We start from the raw sequence: 17,207 nt of genomic DNA, 5'->3' as shown, positions 1-17,207 counted from the left end.
CCGATATGTCCACCCTGAGCGAACGAATCACCATAAACCCACAACAGTGCGGCGGACGCCCCTGCATCCGCGGAATGCGCATCCGCGTATCCGATGTGCTGGATCTGCTGGCAAACGGGCTCAGCGCCGAGCAGGTACTGGCGGAAATGCCCGATTTGGAGCCGGAAGACATCTCTGCCGCGCTACAGTTCGCCGCCCGACGCGTTGACCATCCGATTCTGGCCGCATGATTTTCTGGATCGATGCCCAGCTCTCCCCTGCGCTGGCGCTGTGGATTGGCGAGGAATTTGGCATCGAGTCCTACTCTGTCCAACGACTGGGTTACCGGGATGCCACGGACAACGATATTTTCTTTGCCGCCCGGAAGGCCGGGACGGTGGTCATAACCAAGGACAAGGATTTCACCTATCTGATCGACAAGCATGGCCCGCCGCCACAGGTATTGTGGGTCACCTTGGGCAATACTTCGAACAATCATATGCGGACTGTGCTAAAGAAAGTCTTGCCCGAAGCGGTTGCACTTTTTGAACAGGGCGAGCCGCTGGTGGAGATCGGTTAGGCGTATTCGTGTGGCCGCCGCACATTGATTCCCTTCTCAGTTATGGCGCTTCCCTAAGTGAATGGGGTCATCTCGTTTTTTTGTGGCGACCGGCCTTGAATTTGTATCGGCTACCGCTGGCAGCAGAGAGAAGAAAGTTCCAATGAGTGTAAATAATGAATAAAAATACCGATATCAAATTGATGATTGTATTTCTTCTGCTCTGTGTTCTGGGCGCGGCCGCCAACGCCGGTGCCCCCGGAGAGCGCATCACCCTGAAATCGGAGGTGTTGCAGGAGGAGCGCGCGATACAGGTTCTCCTGCCCGAGGGTTATTGGGTCGATAAAGACACCAGCTACCCGGTGGTCTACCTGCTGGACGGGGACTATAACTTTCACGGCGTGTCCGGCATGCTCGACCTGCTGGCGAACAAAGGGCAGATGATCCCGGAAGTGATTCTTGTCGGGATTGCCGACAAGGGAACACTCCGCTACCGGGAGAATATGACTCCCGCCAGCGGTGACGGCAAGGGAGGAAAAGCCGGTCAATTCCTGAATTTCCTGGAAAAGGAGCTGAAACCCTATATCGACCGGCACTATCGGTCCGCGCAAAATGCGACGCTGGTGGGGCAGTCCATCGGTGGCCTGTTCACGGTCAACGCACTACTGGAAAAGCCGGACAGCTTCGACCATTACGTGGCCATCAGCCCCGCTCTCTGGGTAGGTGACCATCAACTGGAAAAAGCCGCGGCGGAGCTGGTTGGCAAGAACAGCTATCGGGGGAAAACCCTCCACTTGTCGCTGGCGGATGAGACCCGTATGGGGGTCTACGGATTCCTGGAAGTGCTGGACCGGAAGAATGTGCAGGGCATCGAATGGCAGTTCACCCATTACGGGGATGAAAACCACAACTCCGTCGGCCTGCCCGCGCTGCGCGACAGCCTGAAAGAGATCTTCGACGGCTGGTACCTGTCCGGGAGCGAGATATCCGCAATGGAACCGGACGGTGTCCTGGCGCATTACAGGGCGCGAATGGATGCATTCGGCATCAACCAGCCCATACCGACGTCCAGCGTAAAAAGCGTGATTCGGACGTTGTATAACCGGGAGAGGGCCGCGGAAATTGACGCACTGGTTGCGCGGGTGAGGCGGGATCTCCCCATGTCTGAGCGGGATTTTATCATTATGCAGGCCGCCTATGCGGGCCATTTCGATTCCCCGAAGAGGGCGCTGGAAATACTCCGGGAATCGGAGTCCCGTTTTTCCGCTTCGGTAAAGTACTTGCAGGAAATCGCCGGCGTCTATGAACAATTGGATAATCGCCGGAAGGCCCGCGAATACTACCAGAGGGCCGCCGCCCTGGCGGAGCGGCAAAATGCGGGGCAGTGGCAGATGAACATCCTTAATGCGGCTCTGGTGCGCACCGAAGCCTGACCCTGAAAATTACCCGGAACACAGCTATGTCCGATACGCCAGCCATCTCTTCCGGGCAGCCGGCCATGAAACTGCGCCCGGCCTCTCCCGCCGATCTGGACCTGCTGCGCCACTGGGACGAACAACCTCACGTGATCGCCGCAGACCCGAATGACGACTGGGGCTGGGAGATGGAGCTGGCGCGCAACCCCGACTGGCGCGAGCAACTGATCGCCGAGCTGGATAGCCGGCCGATCGGTTTTATGCAGATTATCGATCCGGCATTGGAGGACAGTCACTACTGGGGCGATGTCCCGGAGAACCTCCGAGCCATCGATATCTGGATCGGCGAGGCGCGGGACCTGGGCCGGGGCTACGGCACCCGGATGATGGAACTGGCTCTCGACCGCTGTTTCGCGGATCCGGCGGTGATGGCGGTATTGATCGATCCGTTGGCAAGCAATGTTCGCGCGCACCGTTTTTACGAGCGGATCGGCTTCAGGTTTGTCGAGCGCCGCCGGTTTGGCGAGGACGACTGTTTCGTCTTTCGCCTGGAGCGTGCAGAATATTCCTGCAAATAGGTTTTGGGGATGTCGGGTGAACGAACAGCAGTATCTTTGCGAGCACTACAGGTTCAATGCCGAGCAGCGGCTGAAGGGTTTCAACTTTTTTGTCGTTCTGTCGATGTTCGCCGAGGGCGGTATCTTTACCGCGGTTGAAAAGGGCTTCCACCCCCTGAGCCTGGCGTTGCTCGGCGGTTTTGTGGTGATACTCTCATCGGTTTTCTGGTTGGTGGATGCGCGCAGCCGGGAGCTGCTCAGCCTGGCGGTTCCAGGGCTCAAAAAACTGGAAGGCGATCTCTCGGAGGAGTGCAGATTATTTACCCGGGACAGCGCGGAAAAGGGCAGCTTTGTCCGATACACTTTCGCGATACGCGCGCTGCTTATCGGCCAGTTTATCTTCGGTACCGGCGTGGCCAGCTACGGCCTCTATCTGTGGTTGCTGGCGCCGGCAACATAGGGCGGAGCCGTGAACCTGCTGTTTGTCTGTAGTGAAAACCGCCTGCGCAGCCCTACTGCGGAAGCGGTTTTTTCATATTACCGGGGTGTCAATGCGCTTGGCGCGGGGGTCAATCCGGCTGCGGCCAGGACGGTGAGCCGGGACTTGATCGAGTGGGCGGACAGGGTATTTGTTATGGAGGCCTTCCACCGGGAACTGCTGTTGAAAAAATACCCGGATCTGCTCGATGACAGACGGTTGGTATGCCTGAATATCCCGGACAGGTTTGCCTATATGGACCCGGAACTGGTGGAATTGCTGGAGTCCGGGGTATCCGAATACCTCCGCCCGGACTGAAGCCGAATGACCTGTATTCACAGCTTCGAACCGATTGCGTCCGGGAGCGCCGAACGCCTGATCCTCGGTTCCGTGCCGAGCAAGGCTTCGCTGCGCGCGAAGCAGTATTATGCCCATCCGCGCAACGCCTTCTGGCGAATTATCGAATCGGTGCTGGCGCTTGACCCCGGGCTTCTTAGCTACGAACAGCGCTGTGCACAACTGGTGAAGCATCGGATCGCGCTCTGGGATGTACTGAAGAGCTGCACCCGATCGGGCAGCCTGGATTCGGATATTGTCGCTTCGTCCATAGTGCCAAACGATTTTGCCGGATTCCTCGCCGATCACCCGGGGATTGGGTATATCTATTTCAACGGCGCCAAGTCGGAGCAGATGTATCGGAAATATGTACTGCCAACACTGCCCGAGCAATACGCTGCCCTTCCCACCCTGAGATTGCCCTCCACCAGTCCGGCCAACGCCTCGCTCAGCTTTTCAGGTAAACTCGAGCGGTGGCGCGCTATCGTGGAATAAGAGGAGGTAGTTATGGATTCACTGCTGCCCATGGGCAGGGACGTGCTTGCCAGCCAGCCGTTCAGCCGGTTGCTGGGGGCCGAACTGGACGGGTTCTCTGCCGGCAATGCGGAACTGCGGGTTCCGGTCACGGATGAACTCAAACAGCAACACGGCTTTGTACACGGCGGTGTGGTGAGCTATGCCGCGGACAACGCGCTGACCTATGCCGGTGGCAGCGTGCTGGGCACCAATGTGGTCACCTCGGAATTCAAGATCAACTATGTGCGCCCGGCGGTGGGCGAGTATATTGTCGCCAGGGCGAGCGTTGTTCACTCGGGCAGGACCCAGGCGGTCTGCCGCTGCGAGGTCTACGCCGTGAACGGCGATGAAGAGAACCTCTGCGCTGTAGCCCAGGGAACCATCGCCAGGCTCGGGAGCGCCAAAACGGATTGAGGAGGAAAAGAATGCTGGACCATATCGGCCTACAGGTGCACAGCTACGAGCGCAGCAAGGCCTTCTACCAGGAAGCACTGGCGCCGCTGGGCTATCAGCTGATTCTGGAATACGCCGATTGGGGCGGCTTCGGAATCGGCGGCAAACCGGATTTCTGGATACAGGTGGGCAAGCAGGTGAGGCCCGGGCTGCATATCGCCTTCCGCGCGGATAACCGGGAAATGGTCGACGCATTTTATCGCGCTGCGCTGGACGCCGGCGGCAAGGACAATGGCCCTCCCGGCCTGCGCGAGATCTACCACCCCGATTACTACGGCGCCTTCGTGATGGACCCGGACGGGCACAATATCGAAGCGGTCTGTCACACGCCGGTGCAGTCGTGAAGACCGTCGGCCTGATCGGAGGCATGAGCTGGGAGTCCACCCAGATCTATTACCGGCGTATCAACGAACTGGTGAAGGAGCGCCTCGGCGGCCTGCACTCGGCGCGCCTGCTGCTCTACAGTGTCGACTTTCACGAGATAGAGCAATTGCAGCATGCCGGCCGCTGGGAAGAGGCCGGTGAACTGCTGGCGGCTGCAGCGCGGTCACTGGCGGCGGCGGGCGCCGACTTCCTGCTGATCTGCACCAACACCATGCACAAGATTGCGCCGGCGGTGGAGGCGGCGGTCTCCATTCCCCTGCTGCATATCGCCGATGCCACAGCCGCGGAGATCGGGCGCGCCGGTGCCCGCACCGTGGGGCTGTTGGGCACCCGCTTTACCATGGAGGAGAATTTTTACCGCGGCCGCCTGCAGGAGGAGCACGGCATCCCCGTATTGCTGCCGGATGCCGAAGAGCGGGCGCTGGTGCACCAGGTAATTTACCAGGAACTCTGCCTGGGTACGGTGCGCGACGAATCCCGCGCGGCTTATCGGGACATTATCCGGCGCCTGGTGGAGCGGGGCGCGGAGGGGATTATTCTCGGCTGCACAGAGATCGGTATGCTGGTAACGGCGGCGGATGCTCCGGTGCCGCTGTTCGATACCACTGAAATACACGCGCGGGCGGCGGTGGACCGGGCCCTGCTCGACATAACATAAAACAATAAACAGGCAAATATTGCATGCAGGATGTTTTTATCACCGGGACCGGCAGCTTTCTGCCGGGCGCGCCGGTGGACAATGGGACCATGGAGGAGCGCATCGGCCTCCTCAGCGAACACAGCCGAAAACTGAAAGCCGCCTCCCTGAGGCAAAACGGCATCAAGTCCCGGCACTATGCCATCGACGCCGGGGGCAATTACCTTTTTACCAATGCGGAAATGGCGGCACAGGCTATTCTTTCCGCCTGCGATCTGGCGAGACTGGACCCCCGCCGTATCGGTTATCTCTCCACCAGCACTACCCAGGGCGACCTGCTGGTGCCGGGCCATGCCAGTGCGGTGCACGCCGGACTTGGCGCGGGGCCGATGGAAATCTCCTCGCACCAGAGTGTGTGCGGCAGCAGCATGATGGCGATCAAATCCAGCTACCTGAATATTCGCGCCGGGGAACACCACACCGCCGTTGCCTGTGGCAGCGAGTTTTCCAGCCGCTGGTTCCAGCCGGGTTTCTATTCGGCGATCGACTTTGCCGGCTTGTCCGCGGAAGAGGCACTGCAATACGAATTCCTGCGCTGGACGCTGTCCGACGGCGCCGCAGCGTTGGTGATGGAATCCCGGGCCGACGACAGCCGGCCCTGCCTGCGTATCGACTGGATAGAGCAAAAGTCCTTCGCCGACCGCTTTCCCAGCTGCATGTACGCGGGAAGCCGCACTGCGGACCCGGAGCAGTTCAAGCCCTGGGCCCACTACGGGGCGCCGACCGAGGCCTGCGGCGATGGCGCCGTGGCGTTGCGCCAGGACTTCGATTTATTGCAGCAGATGTTCCCGGTGTGGATGGGTTACTTTCTCGAGGTGTTGGACAAGCGACGGCTGTCGCCGGGGGAGGTGCGCTATTTTCTGCCCCACTATTCGGCCAGGTCCCTCGGCAACCGGATGAAAACCTTGCTGACCCGCTCCGGGGCGATGATTCCAGAGGAGCGCTGGTTCAACAATCAGCATCGGGTGGGAAATGTGGGCTCGGCCTCCATTTTCCTGATGATCGATCAACTGATGCGCGAGACCGCACTGCAACCCGGCGACCGGGTGCTCTGCTTCGTGCCGGAGAGCGGGCGCTGCCTGGCGGCCTTTATGTGTATGACGGTGGTTTAACAGTGAATGAAAACGACAAGACGTCGCGGCTGATCCGCGAACTCACCAAAACCTGGGCGGATTTCGAGGGCCGGTTGGTCCAGGTGCCGATGATCAGCCGCGCCCTGCGGGGTGCACTGCGCCTGGATGACTACCGCACCATCCTCTGCGATCACTACCAGCAGGTGATCGAGGGGGCCTGCTGGATCGCCCGCGCGGTGTCCTCCATCGACCGCGGGCACCTCGAGTTGCGCTCGAGCTTCCTTTCCCATGCGAAAACCGAGCACCTGGATTACCGGATGCTGGAGCGGGACTACCAGTCCGTGGGCGGCGATCTCGCGACGCTGCGCGGCGGGCGGAAAAATATCGGCTCCAACGCTCTCTCCGCGTGGATGTACCACCGGGCCTCGCAGCCGAATCCGCTGGACCTGCTGGGGGCGATGTTTATGATCGAGGGGCTGGGCAAACACTTCGCCGGCATCTTTGCCGAGTCGCTGCAAAAGCATCTGGGGCTGCGCGGAGACCAGGTCTCGTTTTATCTCTACCACGCGCAGCACGACGAGGATCACTTGGCGGAACTGGCGGAAACGCTGGGTTCCGGCATCCTGGACACAGACGGCCTGGCGGAGCGCATCCTGGAAACCGCGCGGGTCACCGGGCGCCTGTACCTGTTGCAGTTGGAGGAGTTGGGGAACTATTAATGAGCTGGAACAGCGATTTCGAACAGGGCACCATCAACCGGCGGGACCCGAATCCCTGGCTGGCCCTGTACCTGGACAGAAGCCTGCCGATAAACGAGGGCGCCAAGCGGGCGCTGCTCGCCGGCCATAATACCTGGTCCCGCCGCCTGCTGCTGCCGGTGGTACGGCCGCTGGCGCGGCTCAGTATCGTGCTGGTGCAACTGTTGCGCATCGCAATTCCGGAGCGCTGGAACTCCTCGAAAATTCTCCATCGCACCATCTACTGGGGGCTAAAGTATTTCGTGCGTCCGGATGCCAACTACCTGATCCTGCGCCATTTCAATATCGGCACCGAACTGCTGCAGTTTATCGCCGACAATATCGACGGGGTTGAGATAGAGAGCACCCGGCCTCTGCGGCCGCGCCGCCTGGAAGACCTGTTGGATGACACCTTCCTGATCCACGACCTGAATATCTACAATTTTGTCGCCGAACTGAGCCAGAAGCTGCGCGAGGAAAACCGGGAGATCGTGCCCCCGCGGCAACTGGATTTCAGCGCGATCTCCTCCGCAGAGTTCGAGCTGGACCCGGGCGAGGCGCATTTCACCAATGTGATCGACCTGCAGACCGCGATCGAACTGTATACGCCGCTATACGCACTGTTTCTCTCGGATCACGATTTCTGGCGCGCGAGTAATTCACTGCAGTTGGACGAAACGGTATCCATCTATATCGGCAGGCTGCTGAACGACGGCACTGCCCTGTCCCTGGTCAGCAACCGGCACCCGATGGTGCCGCACTCAACTTTGCAGGCCGGCTTCCGGCTGATGCTGCACGGGCTCGATGCGGAATTGCTGCATGGCTATCTGCGCAATTTGAAGGTGACTGCTGCGCGTGAGGATGTTGCGCAGCAGCTTTGTGTGGAATCCTAGTGGTCTACTCTTTCTCCGGCAGGTACTGTTCGTGCACTATGCCGCGCAGGTCCTTCCAGGGGATTGTCAGCTCTACAGGGCCGAGGACGTAGGGCCCCAGGGCATAGACGTTGTAAAGCAACACCAGGCCCTCGTCGTCGAAACGGAAGTTAGTGCTGCGCCGGAACGGCCAGGTCTCGCGGAATTCCCTGTTGGTTCCCGGCTGTTCATCCAGCCAGCGCCGGTGTGCCCCCCGGGCCTCTCCCCAGAAGTCCTTCTCCTGGCCCTTCCGGATCGTCTCGCTCAAGGGTACCTCTTCGTCCGCGGCCAGGTCCCAGTTGAGCCAGCGAATGGCCGGCATGCCGTGGGCGCCGCCGGTATAGATATAGCTGTTGATTTCCACCGTGAGCAGGTCGTCGCGACGGGCCAGTCGCTTTGCCTCGCCGGTGAGCTGCCAGCGGGCGCTGCTCTCCCCGTGCCCCTCCGCCGCTTCGGCGAGAAAGTTGTCGGCGAGTTCCTCCAGGCTGTTTGCAGACGTCTGATCCTCACCGTTTCCCTGAAGTTGGTGGATCATCTGCTGAAGAACGACTCTGTTCAACGCCGGCCGCTGTTCGAACACCTCGCGGGTGATGGACACGGACGCGCATTCCTCTTTTTCGGTGCAACCGCTTGCCCGACGCTCGAAAGTTTCCCGCTTGGATTTCAACTTGCCGATCGGAGGCTGGTTCTCCGGGGAATCGCTCTGTGACTCCCGCTCGCGGTCACAGCCGGCCAGCGACAGCAGGATGGCGAGAATCGCAGTTGTGGCGATGGATTTTATGGAAGGTCTTGTCGGCATAGCGGGTCCCTGTCAGCTCGATTCCGGATAGAGACGCGGGCCGGGCCCGCGCCAGTGGCGGAAAGGATGCCCCCCGTGGGGGCTCAGGGCAAGCTTAGCTCAGGCTGCCAGCCGCGGGCGCAAATCCTTCAGGTGAATATGGCCTCTGAAATCGGCGCCGCTTTTCGTGGGAGTCACTTCTTCGATTGCCTGGGCGAAACGCACTGCCGGGTCCTGTTGCAGTTTCCGCAGATAGCGGGCCAGGTACGGATAGTTGCGCTGCAGACCGAACAACCTGTGGTGTCCAACCCGGCGGGCGATGCCGGACAGGTAAGCATCCGCTAGACTGCGTTCACCCAAGAGCCAGTCGCTGCCCTCCAGCAGCCCGTTGAGATGGGCACAGCACCGGGCAATCTGTTCGCGTCCGAGGACGTACAGAAGCTCCCGCTGTTCAGTGGTCAGCCCTCGAGTTTCCACCAGGGCGCGCAACGGGGCGAACGCCGAGAAGACGTCGGTATGCAGGTAGGCCAGGGTCTGGCACAGCCGGTCGAACTTCGCTGTGCCCGGGCATATCCCAAGCGGGCTGTCCGGATCGTGTATGGCCAGGTGCATCAGGATCGCCAGACTTTCGCTCAGGATATCGCCGTTGTCCAGCAGCAGGGCCGGAGTTTTCATCAGCGGGTTTACCTGGCTGTAGAGCGGGTCTTGGAGGTGCCCGATTCTTTCGATGCGGCACAGGTGGTAGGGCCGCCGCAACCACTCCAATGCAACTATGGAGCCGAATGAGCAACCCTGGGAAACGCCGTAGAACAGGACGGGAGGCATTTTCGATTTCCTTACCGTGGTTGAATGGAAAGGCCGCGAGTCTCGCTGGCCGTAGTGGTAAGGTAAGCGATTAATAGGTTAGTTATCGTCCTATTATTAACCCGGGGATCAAATAGATTTGTCTATTGTTTCCGCCCGGAAATGCTGGCGATGTGGCGCTACTTGTCCTCATAGGCTTCTTCGCCGTGGGTCGCCTTGTCCGAGCCTTCCTTTTCCTCCTCGGCGGGAATCCGCAGCCAGCCCGTACTTCGCAATATCCAGCACGCCCGATATCGGAGCCGGAAACCGGACTGTCTTCCGGTTTCCCATCGGTCCCAGACGGAAACGCTGAACGAACGGAAAGTTTAGATCATTGCGAGCAAAATGGTGCCAACTCCCCGGCCGACGTGAAATTCCACGAATTGGCTACTGCTATCAGAGCGATAACAATGTCTAATTTCCCAGCCATTGTGCATCCCTATAGGCTTTCCCCACGCAATAGACAAAGCAATAAAGCTATAAGGAGCGCAAATCCAATGTTTAAAAGAGCCCTTCCGTTGGCGGCAGTGTTGGCGGTAGCCATCTCCGCTAACGCCAATGCCAAGGAGGCCCCCATGTCCAACCAGGACTGGTGGCCCGACCAACTCAGCCTCCAACCCCTCCGCCAGCACGCCGAAAAATCCAATCCGATGGATGACGATTTCGACTACGGGTCAGCTTTCACCAGCCTCGACCTCGATGCGGTTAAAAAAGACATCGAAAAAGTGCTGACCACTTCCCAGGACTGGTGGCCCGCCGACTACGGCCACTACGGCCCCTTCTTTATCCGCATGGCCTGGCACAGCGCCGGAACCTACCGTGTTTACGATGGCCGCGGCGGCGCCGGCGGCGGCCAGCAGCGCTTCGAGCCTCTCAACAGCTGGCCCGACAACGTCAGCCTGGACAAGGCTCGCCGCCTGCTGTGGCCGGTAAAACAGAAATACGGCAACAAGATCTCCTGGGCGGACCTGATGGTATTGGCCGGCAACGTGGCCCTGGAATCCATGGGCTTTGAGACCTTTGGCTTTGCCGGTGGCCGCGAAGACGAATGGGAGGCCGACATCGTCTACTGGGGCTCGGAAAGGGAGTGGCTCGGTGACCAGCGCCACAGCGGCGACAGAAAACTGGAAAAACCGCTGGCCGCAGTGCAGATGGGCCTGATCTACGTCAACCCGGAAGGCCCCAACGGCAACCCCGATCCGCTGCTCGCCGCCAAGGATATCCGCGAATCCTTCGGCCGCATGGCCATGAACGACGAGGAAACCGTGGCCCTGATCGCCGGCGGTCACACCTTCGGCAAGGCCCACGGCGCCCACAAACCCGAGGAATGCGTGGGCGAAGCTCCGGCGGGTGCGGCTCTTGAAGAGCAGGGCTTCGGTTGGAAGAACAAGTGCGGCAAGGGCCACTCGGAAGACACCGTTACCAGTGGCCTGGAAGGCGCCTGGACCGCCAGTCCGACCATGTGGAGCAGCCAGTACCTGTCCAACCTGTTCGCGTTTGAATGGGTGAAGTCCAAGAGCCCGGCGGGCGCCACTCAGTGGGTGCCGAAAAATGCCGATCAGGCCCGCTTCGTTCCGGATGCGCACATTCCCGACAAGCGCCACGCGCCCATCATGTTCACCACCGACCTGGCGCTGAAGTTCGACCCGGAGTACCGCAAGATCGCCAAGCGCTTCGTGGAAGATCCCGAAGCGTACCGCTTGGCCTTCGCCAAGGCCTGGTTCAAGCTGACCCACCGCGATCTGGGCCCGCGGGCGCGGCACCTGGGCAGTGAGGTGCCGAAAGAAATCCTGATCTGGCAGGACCCGATCCCCGCCGTCGACTACACCCTGATTGACGACAGGGACATCGAGGCATTGAAAGCCAGGGTACTGGACAGCGGGCTGACCGTTCCGCAACTCGTCAGAACCGCCTGGGCCTCCGCCTCCAGCTTCCGCGGCACCGACATGCGCGGCGGCGCCAATGGTGCGCGCATCCGCCTGGCGCCCCAGAAAGACTGGGCCGTAAACGACCCCCGCGAGCTGAAGAAAGTCCTGGGCCGCCTGGAGCGCATCCAGAAAGACTTCAACCGCAAGCAGTCCGGAAACAAGAAGGTCTCCCTGGCCGACCTGATCGTTCTGGGCGCCGCCGCCGCCATCGAGCAGGCCGCTGAAAAAGCGGGCCACGACATTCGGGTGCCCTTCAAGCCGGGCCGCAACGACGCGGCGCAAGCGCAGACGGACGTGCAATCCTTTGCCTTCCTGGAACCCAAAGCAGATGGTTTCCGCAACTACTACAGCAGCGAAAGCCACCTCTCCCCGGCGGAGATGCTGATCGACCGCGCCGACCTGCTGACCCTGAGTGTTCCGGAAATGACCGCGCTGGTGGGCGGCATGCGCGCCCTGGGCGCCAACGATGGCGACTCGAAGCACGGCGTCTTCACCGATCGACCGGGCGCCCTGACCAACGACTACTTCGTGAACCTGCTCGACATGTCCACCAAGTGGTCCAAGTCGTCCGAGGAAAACGGTATTTACGAAGGCTACGACCGCAAGAGCGGCAAGCTGAAGTGGACCGCCACCCCGGTGGACCTGGTCTTCGGCTCCAACTCCGAACTGCGCGCCGTGGCGGAAGTCTATGCCAGCGACGACAACCGGGAAAAATTCGTCGAGGACTTTGTCGGCGCCTGGACCAAGGTGATGACTCTGGACCGTTTTGACTTGAAATAATCCGGACCTCACAGGACGACCACACTGCAACCCTGTTGCAGTCAACGGAAAACGGCGGCGTTACTCAACGCCGCCGTTTTTTGCACTTCCCCCATGCTCCCCGAAGGGCTGTTGGCGGCGGTACAAATTTGTTCCGAACAGATTTGTCTGTTTGGTCCCGGCGCGCGGGCCGGGTTAGCATAGCTGTCCTATGTAAACCCCGGATATGTCATGCCCCAGAGCCACCACCCCTACGAAGCCCTCACGCCGGATATGGTTATCGACCTGTGTGGAGAGCGCCGGGCTGGTGTCCGACGCGCGCATCTTTCCCCTGAACAGCTACGAAAACCGCGTCTACCAGGTGGGTATCGAGGAGAGCGAGCCACTGATCGCCAAGTTCTACCGTCCGGGCCGCTGGAGTGACGAGCAGATCGTGGAGGAGCACCAGTTCACCCTGGAACTGGCGGCGGCGGAGATTCCGGTGGTGGCGCCGCTGCAGTTCGACGGCCGCACGCTGATGGAAGCCGGGGGGTTCCGCTTCGCGCTCTTCCCCCGCCGCGGCGGGCGGCAGGTGGAGCTGGACAATTTCGAGCACCTGGAGCAGGTGGGCACCATGCTCGGGCGCATCCACGCGGTGGGCCGCGCCAGGCCCTTCCAGTACCGGCCAGCGCTGACCCTGCAGCACTTCGCCATCGACAGCCGCGAATTCATCCTCGCCGGTGACTTCCTGCCGCGGGAAAACCGCGAGGCCTACGAATCGGTGACCGCCCATATCATCGAGCGGATAGCGCCGCTGTTCGAGCGCGACTGGGCGACCCTGCGCCTGCACGGCGACTGCCACCCCGGCAATTTCCTGTGGCGCGAGGAGACCCCCTGGTTCGTGGACCTGGACGACTGCCTCACCGGCCCGGCGATCCAGGACATCTGGATGCTCATTTCGGGTAACCGCGCCGAGCAGACTGCCTACCTGGACGCGGTGATCGAGGGCTACGAGACCTTCTCCAGTTTCGACCCGCAGGAGCTGCAGCTGATTGAGCCGCTGCGCTGCCTGCGCCAGATGCACCACGCCGCCTGGCTGGCGCGTCGCTGGCAGGACCCGGCCTTTCCCCTGGCCTTCCCCTGGTTCAATACCCCGAACTACTGGGGGACACATATACTGGCGTTGCGCGAGCAGTTGTCTGCGCTGCAGGAACCGCCGCTGACCCTCGGCGCTGTCTAAAGGAGGAATATTGTCGATGGAAGCTTACCGAGTGGATGTGAAAACCGATGAAATCTGGCGGGAGATCCGCGGCGGCGTGGCCCAGCAGGTGGAGCGGGAGCCGATGCTGGCGAGCTTCCTGCACGCCACCATCCTCAACCACGACACCCTGGAATCGGCGCTGAGTTTTCACCTGGCCAACAAACTGGACAGCCCCGTGGCGCCGGCGCTGCTGATCCGCGAGGTGATCGACGAGGCACTGGTGGCGGACGCCGGCATCGGCCGCGCCGCGCGCGCCGACCTGGCCGCCGTCCACCAGCGGGATTCCGCCTGCAGTGCCCTCTACGAACCCTTCCTGTACTTCAAGGGCTTCCACGCCCTGCAGGCCCACCGCGTGGCCCACTGGCTGTGGCGCCAGAAGCGCCGCTCCCTGGCGCTGTTCCTGCAGCACCGCATCTCGGTGGTGTTCAGCGTGGACATTCACCCGGCGGCGGAGCTGGGGCAGGGCATACTGCTGGACCACGCCACCGGCATTGTGATCGGCGAGACCGCGGTGGTGGAGGACAACGTATCGATCATGCAGTCGGTGACCCTGGGGGGCACCGGCAAGGAGAGCGGCGACCGCCACCCCAAAGTGCGCCGGGGCGTGCTGATCGGCGCCGGCAGCAAAGTGCTGGGCAACATCGAGATCGGCCAGTGCGCCCAGGTGGCCTCCGGCAGTGTAGTGCTCAAATCGATACCGGCGCAGAAGCTGGTCGCCGGCGTCCCCGCGCGGGTGATCGGCGATGCCAGCTGCGCGCAGCCGGCGCTGTCCATGGACCAGTGCGCGCTGTCGGAGGTGGACAGGCAACTGCGCTGACGGCTATCAGTTGCGCTGAGGGCTATCAGTGCGCTGAGGGCTCCGGCGCCACCGTTCCTGTAGGGGCATCCCACACCTACACCCCTCCGGCCAACCGCTATTCTTGTAAGAATGAAATACAGTCTCAGCGCCAAAAACCTCGTCTGCCGCAATCTGGAGGCCAAGGCCAGCTACTGCGCCGGCCTGTTGAACCCGGATCACACCCGGGAGATCACCGGCGTACTGCGCACCGACAGCGGCCTGCTGTCCCACACCTTCAACCAAGTGGTGAGCAATGCGGTGATGCCCACGCGCATACTGCAGCGCTTCGTGGTGGACTACTTCGCCGAGCGCCACAGCCCCTTCACCCTCTGGCACTGCGCCAACAAGCCGCTGGACCACGCCGAACTGGCGGAATTGGGGGTGGTGCGCCAGGATACCCTGGTGGCCATGGCGGTGGAGGTGCAGCGACTGGCAGCGGACGATCAGTGCCCCCCGGAGCTGGAACTGGCGCCCGCGGCCGCGGAAGAGATAGCCGACTACGCAGAGTTGCAGGCGGAAGCGTTCAGCGGCGCGCGCGAGGGGCCGCAGATCAAGAAGTTCTACCGTAAGCTGCAGGAGCTGCCGGAGCACAAGCGCGGTCGCCTGAAACTGTTCCTGGGCAAGTGGGAGGGCAGGCCGGTGGCCGCGGGCTGCCTGTTCGCCTCCGCCGATGCCCTGGGCTTCTACGACCTGATCACCCGGGAGGAATACCGGGGCCGCGGTATAGGCCGTGCGCTGTTCAACTACCTGGTGGCCCAGGCGCTGGGCAGCCATCACAAGCACGCGGTGGCGCTGACACCGGTGGAGCGGCAGGAGCTCCATCTTGAGACCGGTTTCTTCGCCGTGGGCGAGGTGACCCGCTATCGCTACGAGCCGTAGAGTGCGCCGTGCGCACCGCCCGGTCAATGGTGCGCACGGCGCACCCTACGCACGGTCAATGGGAAATACGATGACTTCGTCGATCCGCGAATAACCGCCGGCGAGCATCAGCACTCGGTCCACGCCCAGTGCCACTCCCGCGCACTCCGGCATTCCGGCGCGCAGCGCTTCCACCAGCCGTTCCTCGAAAGGATACACGTGTCGCTTGTGGGCGGCCCGGTAGCGGTGGTCCGCGTGAAAGCGGCGCAGCTGTTCCTCGGGGTCGGTGAGTTCCCAGTAGCCGTTGGCCAGTTCCATACCGCCGGCGTAGGCCTCGAAGCGCCGTGCCACGGCGGTGCCGGTCTCGTCTTCCACCACCCTGGCCAGGGCCGCCTGCCCGACGGGGAAGTCGTATAACAGGGTGATGCCCTCGCCCATGGCCGGCTCCAGGCGGTGGCTCATCAGCAGGTCCAGGCACTCATCGCGGGTGGCGGGCGTGAAGGACAGCTCCACTTCGCGGCCGGCGCAGTCGCGCAGTTCCGCATCGGAGACGGTGTGCGGGTCCAGTTCCAACTGTTGCAGGAACAGCTCGCGGTAGCTGAGCGAGCGCACCCGTTCAGTGCCGAGCAGTAGGCCCAGCAACTCTCCCACTTCCTCCATCAACTGACGGTCGTCCCAGCCCACCCGGTACCATTCCAGCATGGTGAACTCCGGGTTGTGGCGGCCGCCTGCCTCGCCCTCGCGAAACGCCTTGCCGAGGCTGTAGCAGTCCCCCACCCCCGCGGCCAGCAGCCGCTTGAGGCCGAATTCCGGGCTGGTGGCCAGGTAGGCGGGCTCGCCGCCGCAGAGGGCGGTGATGGGCTCGATATGGGGATCGCTGGTGGCGCGGCGGGAGAGCAGCGGCACCTCCACTTCCAGCACATCGCGATCGGCGAAGAAGCGGCGGATATCGGCCAGCAGCCGCGCGCGGTGGCGCAGGGCCTCGACGGAAGCGGTGGGTTGCCAGGAATTCTCTGTCATGTGGGAGAAACTTTGTAGGAGCGGGCCATGCCCGCGATCAATCTTGCTACGTAGCACATGCCGCTGACTCGCACAATAGCTCGGCACATCCATGTGCCTCGGCCTTCGGCCAGCTAAAGCTGCTCAAATCCGCTTCCGGCTGATTTGTCCATGGTGCTCGCCCTCCGGGCGCCTGCGGCGTCCAAATCGGCTATCCTGCCGATTTGTCGCGGGCATGGCCCGCTCCTACAGAAAAAGTGATCAGTCTTCCTTGGCGCGCCCCAGGTACTCACCGGTGCGGGTGTCCACCTTGATGGTCTCGCCGATCTCCAGGAACAATGGCACCTTGACCACCGCGCCGGTGATCAGGGTGGCGGGCTTGGTGCCGCCCTGGGCGGTGTCGCCGCGCAGGCCCGGATCGGTGTCGGTGATCTCCAGGATCACATGGTTGGGCGGAGTGACCGCGAGCGGCGCGCCGTTGTACAGGGTCACGGTGCATATATCCTGTTCTTTCAGCCATTTGGCGGCGTCGCCCACCGCGTCGGCGGAGGCCTGGTGCTGCTCGAAGGTCTCCGGCTCCATAAAGTGGTAGAACTCGCCGTCGTTGTAGAGGTACTCCATGTCGCGGTCCATCACGTCCGCGGCCTCCAGGCTCTCGCCGGAGCGGAAGGTGCGCTCCCACACCCTGCCGGTTTTCAGGTTGCGCAGCTTCACGCGGTTAAATGCCTGGCCCTTGCCGGGTTTGACGAATTCGTTCTCCACGATGGAGCAGGGGTCGCCGTCGAGCATTACCTTGAGGCCGCCCTTGAATTCGTTGGTGGAGTAACTAGCCATGGATTCCTCTAAAACAAACTTTCAATTTCTAATGA

Annotated in this window: 20 protein-coding genes and 1 pseudogene; 17 read left to right on the top strand and 4 right to left on the bottom strand. The window is 61.8% G+C overall.

Annotation, left to right across the window (positions count from 1 at the left end):
* Positions 1-5: 5 nt before the first annotated feature.
* The 13 genes from PP263_RS13650 (at position 6) to PP263_RS13590 (ending at position 8,077) form a co-directional block, all read left to right on the top strand.
* Entirely contained in the window at positions 6-230 is a 225-nt protein-coding gene (locus tag PP263_RS13650; protein WP_308364104.1) for a DUF433 domain-containing protein, read from the top strand.
* Positions 227-559, top strand: coding sequence for a DUF5615 family PIN-like protein (locus PP263_RS13645; RefSeq protein ID WP_308364103.1), 333 nt, complete (start codon positions 227-229; stop codon positions 557-559). The genes PP263_RS13650 and PP263_RS13645 overlap by 4 nt, the downstream gene beginning before the upstream one ends.
* 155 nt (positions 560-714) lie before the next feature.
* Positions 715-1,971 (top strand): alpha/beta hydrolase-fold protein, encoded by a 1,257-nt coding sequence (locus tag PP263_RS13640; RefSeq protein WP_308364102.1) that lies wholly within the window; start codon positions 715-717, stop codon positions 1,969-1,971.
* A gap of 26 nt (positions 1,972-1,997) precedes the next feature.
* Positions 1,998-2,531: a GNAT family N-acetyltransferase gene (locus PP263_RS13635; protein ID WP_308364101.1), complete on the top strand. Its 534-nt coding sequence runs from the start codon at positions 1,998-2,000 to the stop codon at positions 2,529-2,531.
* Between the two features lie 16 nt (positions 2,532-2,547).
* A complete protein-coding gene (locus tag PP263_RS13630) occupies positions 2,548-2,970 on the top strand; it encodes a hypothetical protein (RefSeq protein ID WP_308364100.1) in 423 nt (140 codons plus the stop codon).
* A gap of 9 nt (positions 2,971-2,979) precedes the next feature.
* On the top strand, positions 2,980-3,306 hold the full coding sequence (locus PP263_RS13625) for a phosphotyrosine protein phosphatase (RefSeq protein ID WP_308364098.1): 327 nt from the start codon (positions 2,980-2,982) through the stop codon (positions 3,304-3,306).
* 6 nt (positions 3,307-3,312) lie between these two features.
* A complete protein-coding gene (locus PP263_RS13620) occupies positions 3,313-3,819 on the top strand; it encodes a DNA-deoxyinosine glycosylase (RefSeq protein WP_308364097.1) in 507 nt (168 codons plus the stop codon).
* 12 nt (positions 3,820-3,831) lie between these two features.
* Positions 3,832-4,254 carry a PaaI family thioesterase gene (locus PP263_RS13615; protein WP_308364096.1) on the top strand — a complete coding sequence of 141 codons (423 nt, stop codon included), beginning with the start codon at positions 3,832-3,834 and terminating at the stop codon, positions 4,252-4,254.
* Between the two features lie 11 nt (positions 4,255-4,265).
* Positions 4,266-4,637, top strand: a complete 372-nt coding sequence (locus PP263_RS13610) for a VOC family protein (protein WP_308364095.1) — start codon at positions 4,266-4,268, stop codon at positions 4,635-4,637.
* The gene (locus PP263_RS13605) at positions 4,634-5,335 is read left to right on the top strand and encodes an aspartate/glutamate racemase family protein (protein ID WP_308364094.1); all 702 of its coding nucleotides are present in this window, start codon (positions 4,634-4,636) and stop codon (positions 5,333-5,335) included. Before PP263_RS13610 ends, PP263_RS13605 begins: the two co-directional genes overlap by 4 nt.
* A gap of 23 nt (positions 5,336-5,358) precedes the next feature.
* Positions 5,359-6,486, top strand: a complete 1,128-nt coding sequence (locus tag PP263_RS13600) for a 3-oxoacyl-[acyl-carrier-protein] synthase III C-terminal domain-containing protein (protein WP_308364092.1) — start codon at positions 5,359-5,361, stop codon at positions 6,484-6,486.
* A gap of 2 nt (positions 6,487-6,488) precedes the next feature.
* On the top strand, positions 6,489-7,166 hold the full coding sequence (locus PP263_RS13595) for an iron-containing redox enzyme family protein (protein ID WP_308364091.1): 678 nt from the start codon (positions 6,489-6,491) through the stop codon (positions 7,164-7,166).
* Entirely contained in the window at positions 7,166-8,077 is a 912-nt protein-coding gene (locus tag PP263_RS13590; protein WP_308364090.1) for a hypothetical protein, read from the top strand. Before PP263_RS13595 ends, PP263_RS13590 begins: the two co-directional genes overlap by 1 nt.
* Before the next feature lie 4 nt (positions 8,078-8,081).
* Here PP263_RS13590 and PP263_RS13585 read toward each other — a convergent pair whose 3' ends face one another.
* Entirely contained in the window at positions 8,082-8,894 is an 813-nt protein-coding gene (locus tag PP263_RS13585) for a DUF3298 domain-containing protein (protein WP_308364088.1), read from the bottom strand.
* Between the two features lie 99 nt (positions 8,895-8,993).
* Positions 8,994-9,698 (bottom strand): glutathione S-transferase family protein, encoded by a 705-nt coding sequence (locus PP263_RS13580; protein WP_308364087.1) that lies wholly within the window; start codon positions 9,696-9,698, stop codon positions 8,994-8,996.
* Positions 9,699-10,213: 515 nt separating this feature from the next.
* Between PP263_RS13580 and katG the strand changes: the two genes are divergently transcribed.
* The 4 genes and pseudogenes from katG (at position 10,214) to PP263_RS13560 (ending at position 15,360) form a co-directional block, all read left to right on the top strand.
* On the top strand, positions 10,214-12,424 hold the full coding sequence (gene katG, locus PP263_RS13575) for a catalase/peroxidase HPI (protein ID WP_308364085.1): 2,211 nt from the start codon (positions 10,214-10,216) through the stop codon (positions 12,422-12,424).
* 210 nt (positions 12,425-12,634) lie between these two features.
* A pseudogene (locus tag PP263_RS13570) lies at positions 12,635-13,622 on the top strand (serine/threonine protein kinase).
* Positions 13,623-13,638: 16 nt separating this feature from the next.
* Positions 13,639-14,460 (top strand): serine O-acetyltransferase, encoded by an 822-nt coding sequence (gene cysE, locus PP263_RS13565; RefSeq protein WP_308364084.1) that lies wholly within the window; start codon positions 13,639-13,641, stop codon positions 14,458-14,460.
* A gap of 111 nt (positions 14,461-14,571) precedes the next feature.
* On the top strand, positions 14,572-15,360 hold the full coding sequence (locus PP263_RS13560; RefSeq protein ID WP_308364082.1) for a GNAT family N-acetyltransferase: 789 nt from the start codon (positions 14,572-14,574) through the stop codon (positions 15,358-15,360).
* Between the two features lie 45 nt (positions 15,361-15,405).
* On the opposite strand, the gene epmA is transcribed toward PP263_RS13560, so the two are convergent.
* Together epmA and efp are read right to left on the bottom strand one after the other, a co-directional pair.
* On the bottom strand, positions 15,406-16,359 hold the full coding sequence (gene epmA / locus PP263_RS13555) for an EF-P lysine aminoacylase EpmA (protein ID WP_308364081.1): 954 nt from the start codon (positions 16,357-16,359) through the stop codon (positions 15,406-15,408).
* A 240-nt stretch (positions 16,360-16,599) separates the two neighbouring features.
* Positions 16,600-17,172, bottom strand: a complete 573-nt coding sequence (gene efp, locus PP263_RS13550) for an elongation factor P (RefSeq protein WP_308364080.1) — start codon at positions 17,170-17,172, stop codon at positions 16,600-16,602.
* Positions 17,173-17,207 lie beyond the last annotated feature (35 nt).

Source organism: Microbulbifer sp. TB1203 (assembly GCF_030997045.1).
In the GTDB taxonomy this organism is placed as follows: domain Bacteria; phylum Pseudomonadota; class Gammaproteobacteria; order Pseudomonadales; family Cellvibrionaceae; genus Microbulbifer.
The sequence above is the reverse complement of the archived record's forward strand: the minus strand, read 5'-3'. Positions and strand labels throughout refer to the sequence as shown.

Coding starts and splice junctions, on each gene's coding strand:
- PP263_RS13580 (WP_308364087.1), bottom strand. CDS start 9,698: ATGCCTCCCGTCCTGTTCTACGGCGTTTCCCAGGGTTGCTCATTCGGC.
- PP263_RS13635 (WP_308364101.1), top strand. CDS start 1,998: ATGTCCGATACGCCAGCCATCTCTTCCGGGCAGCCGGCCATGAAACTG.
- PP263_RS13640 (WP_308364102.1), top strand. CDS start 715: ATGAATAAAAATACCGATATCAAATTGATGATTGTATTTCTTCTGCTC.
- cysE (WP_308364084.1), top strand. CDS start 13,639: ATGGAAGCTTACCGAGTGGATGTGAAAACCGATGAAATCTGGCGGGAG.
- PP263_RS13590 (WP_308364090.1), top strand. CDS start 7,166: ATGAGCTGGAACAGCGATTTCGAACAGGGCACCATCAACCGGCGGGAC.
- katG (WP_308364085.1), top strand. CDS start 10,214: ATGTTTAAAAGAGCCCTTCCGTTGGCGGCAGTGTTGGCGGTAGCCATC.
- PP263_RS13560 (WP_308364082.1), top strand. CDS start 14,572: ATGAAATACAGTCTCAGCGCCAAAAACCTCGTCTGCCGCAATCTGGAG.
- PP263_RS13610 (WP_308364095.1), top strand. CDS start 4,266: ATGCTGGACCATATCGGCCTACAGGTGCACAGCTACGAGCGCAGCAAG.
- efp (WP_308364080.1), bottom strand. CDS start 17,172: ATGGCTAGTTACTCCACCAACGAATTCAAGGGCGGCCTCAAGGTAATG.
- PP263_RS13615 (WP_308364096.1), top strand. CDS start 3,832: ATGGATTCACTGCTGCCCATGGGCAGGGACGTGCTTGCCAGCCAGCCG.
- epmA (WP_308364081.1), bottom strand. CDS start 16,359: ATGACAGAGAATTCCTGGCAACCCACCGCTTCCGTCGAGGCCCTGCGC.
- PP263_RS13600 (WP_308364092.1), top strand. CDS start 5,359: ATGCAGGATGTTTTTATCACCGGGACCGGCAGCTTTCTGCCGGGCGCG.
- PP263_RS13645 (WP_308364103.1), top strand. CDS start 227: ATGATTTTCTGGATCGATGCCCAGCTCTCCCCTGCGCTGGCGCTGTGG.
- PP263_RS13620 (WP_308364097.1), top strand. CDS start 3,313: ATGACCTGTATTCACAGCTTCGAACCGATTGCGTCCGGGAGCGCCGAA.
- PP263_RS13585 (WP_308364088.1), bottom strand. CDS start 8,894: ATGCCGACAAGACCTTCCATAAAATCCATCGCCACAACTGCGATTCTC.
- PP263_RS13650 (WP_308364104.1), top strand. CDS start 6: ATGTCCACCCTGAGCGAACGAATCACCATAAACCCACAACAGTGCGGC.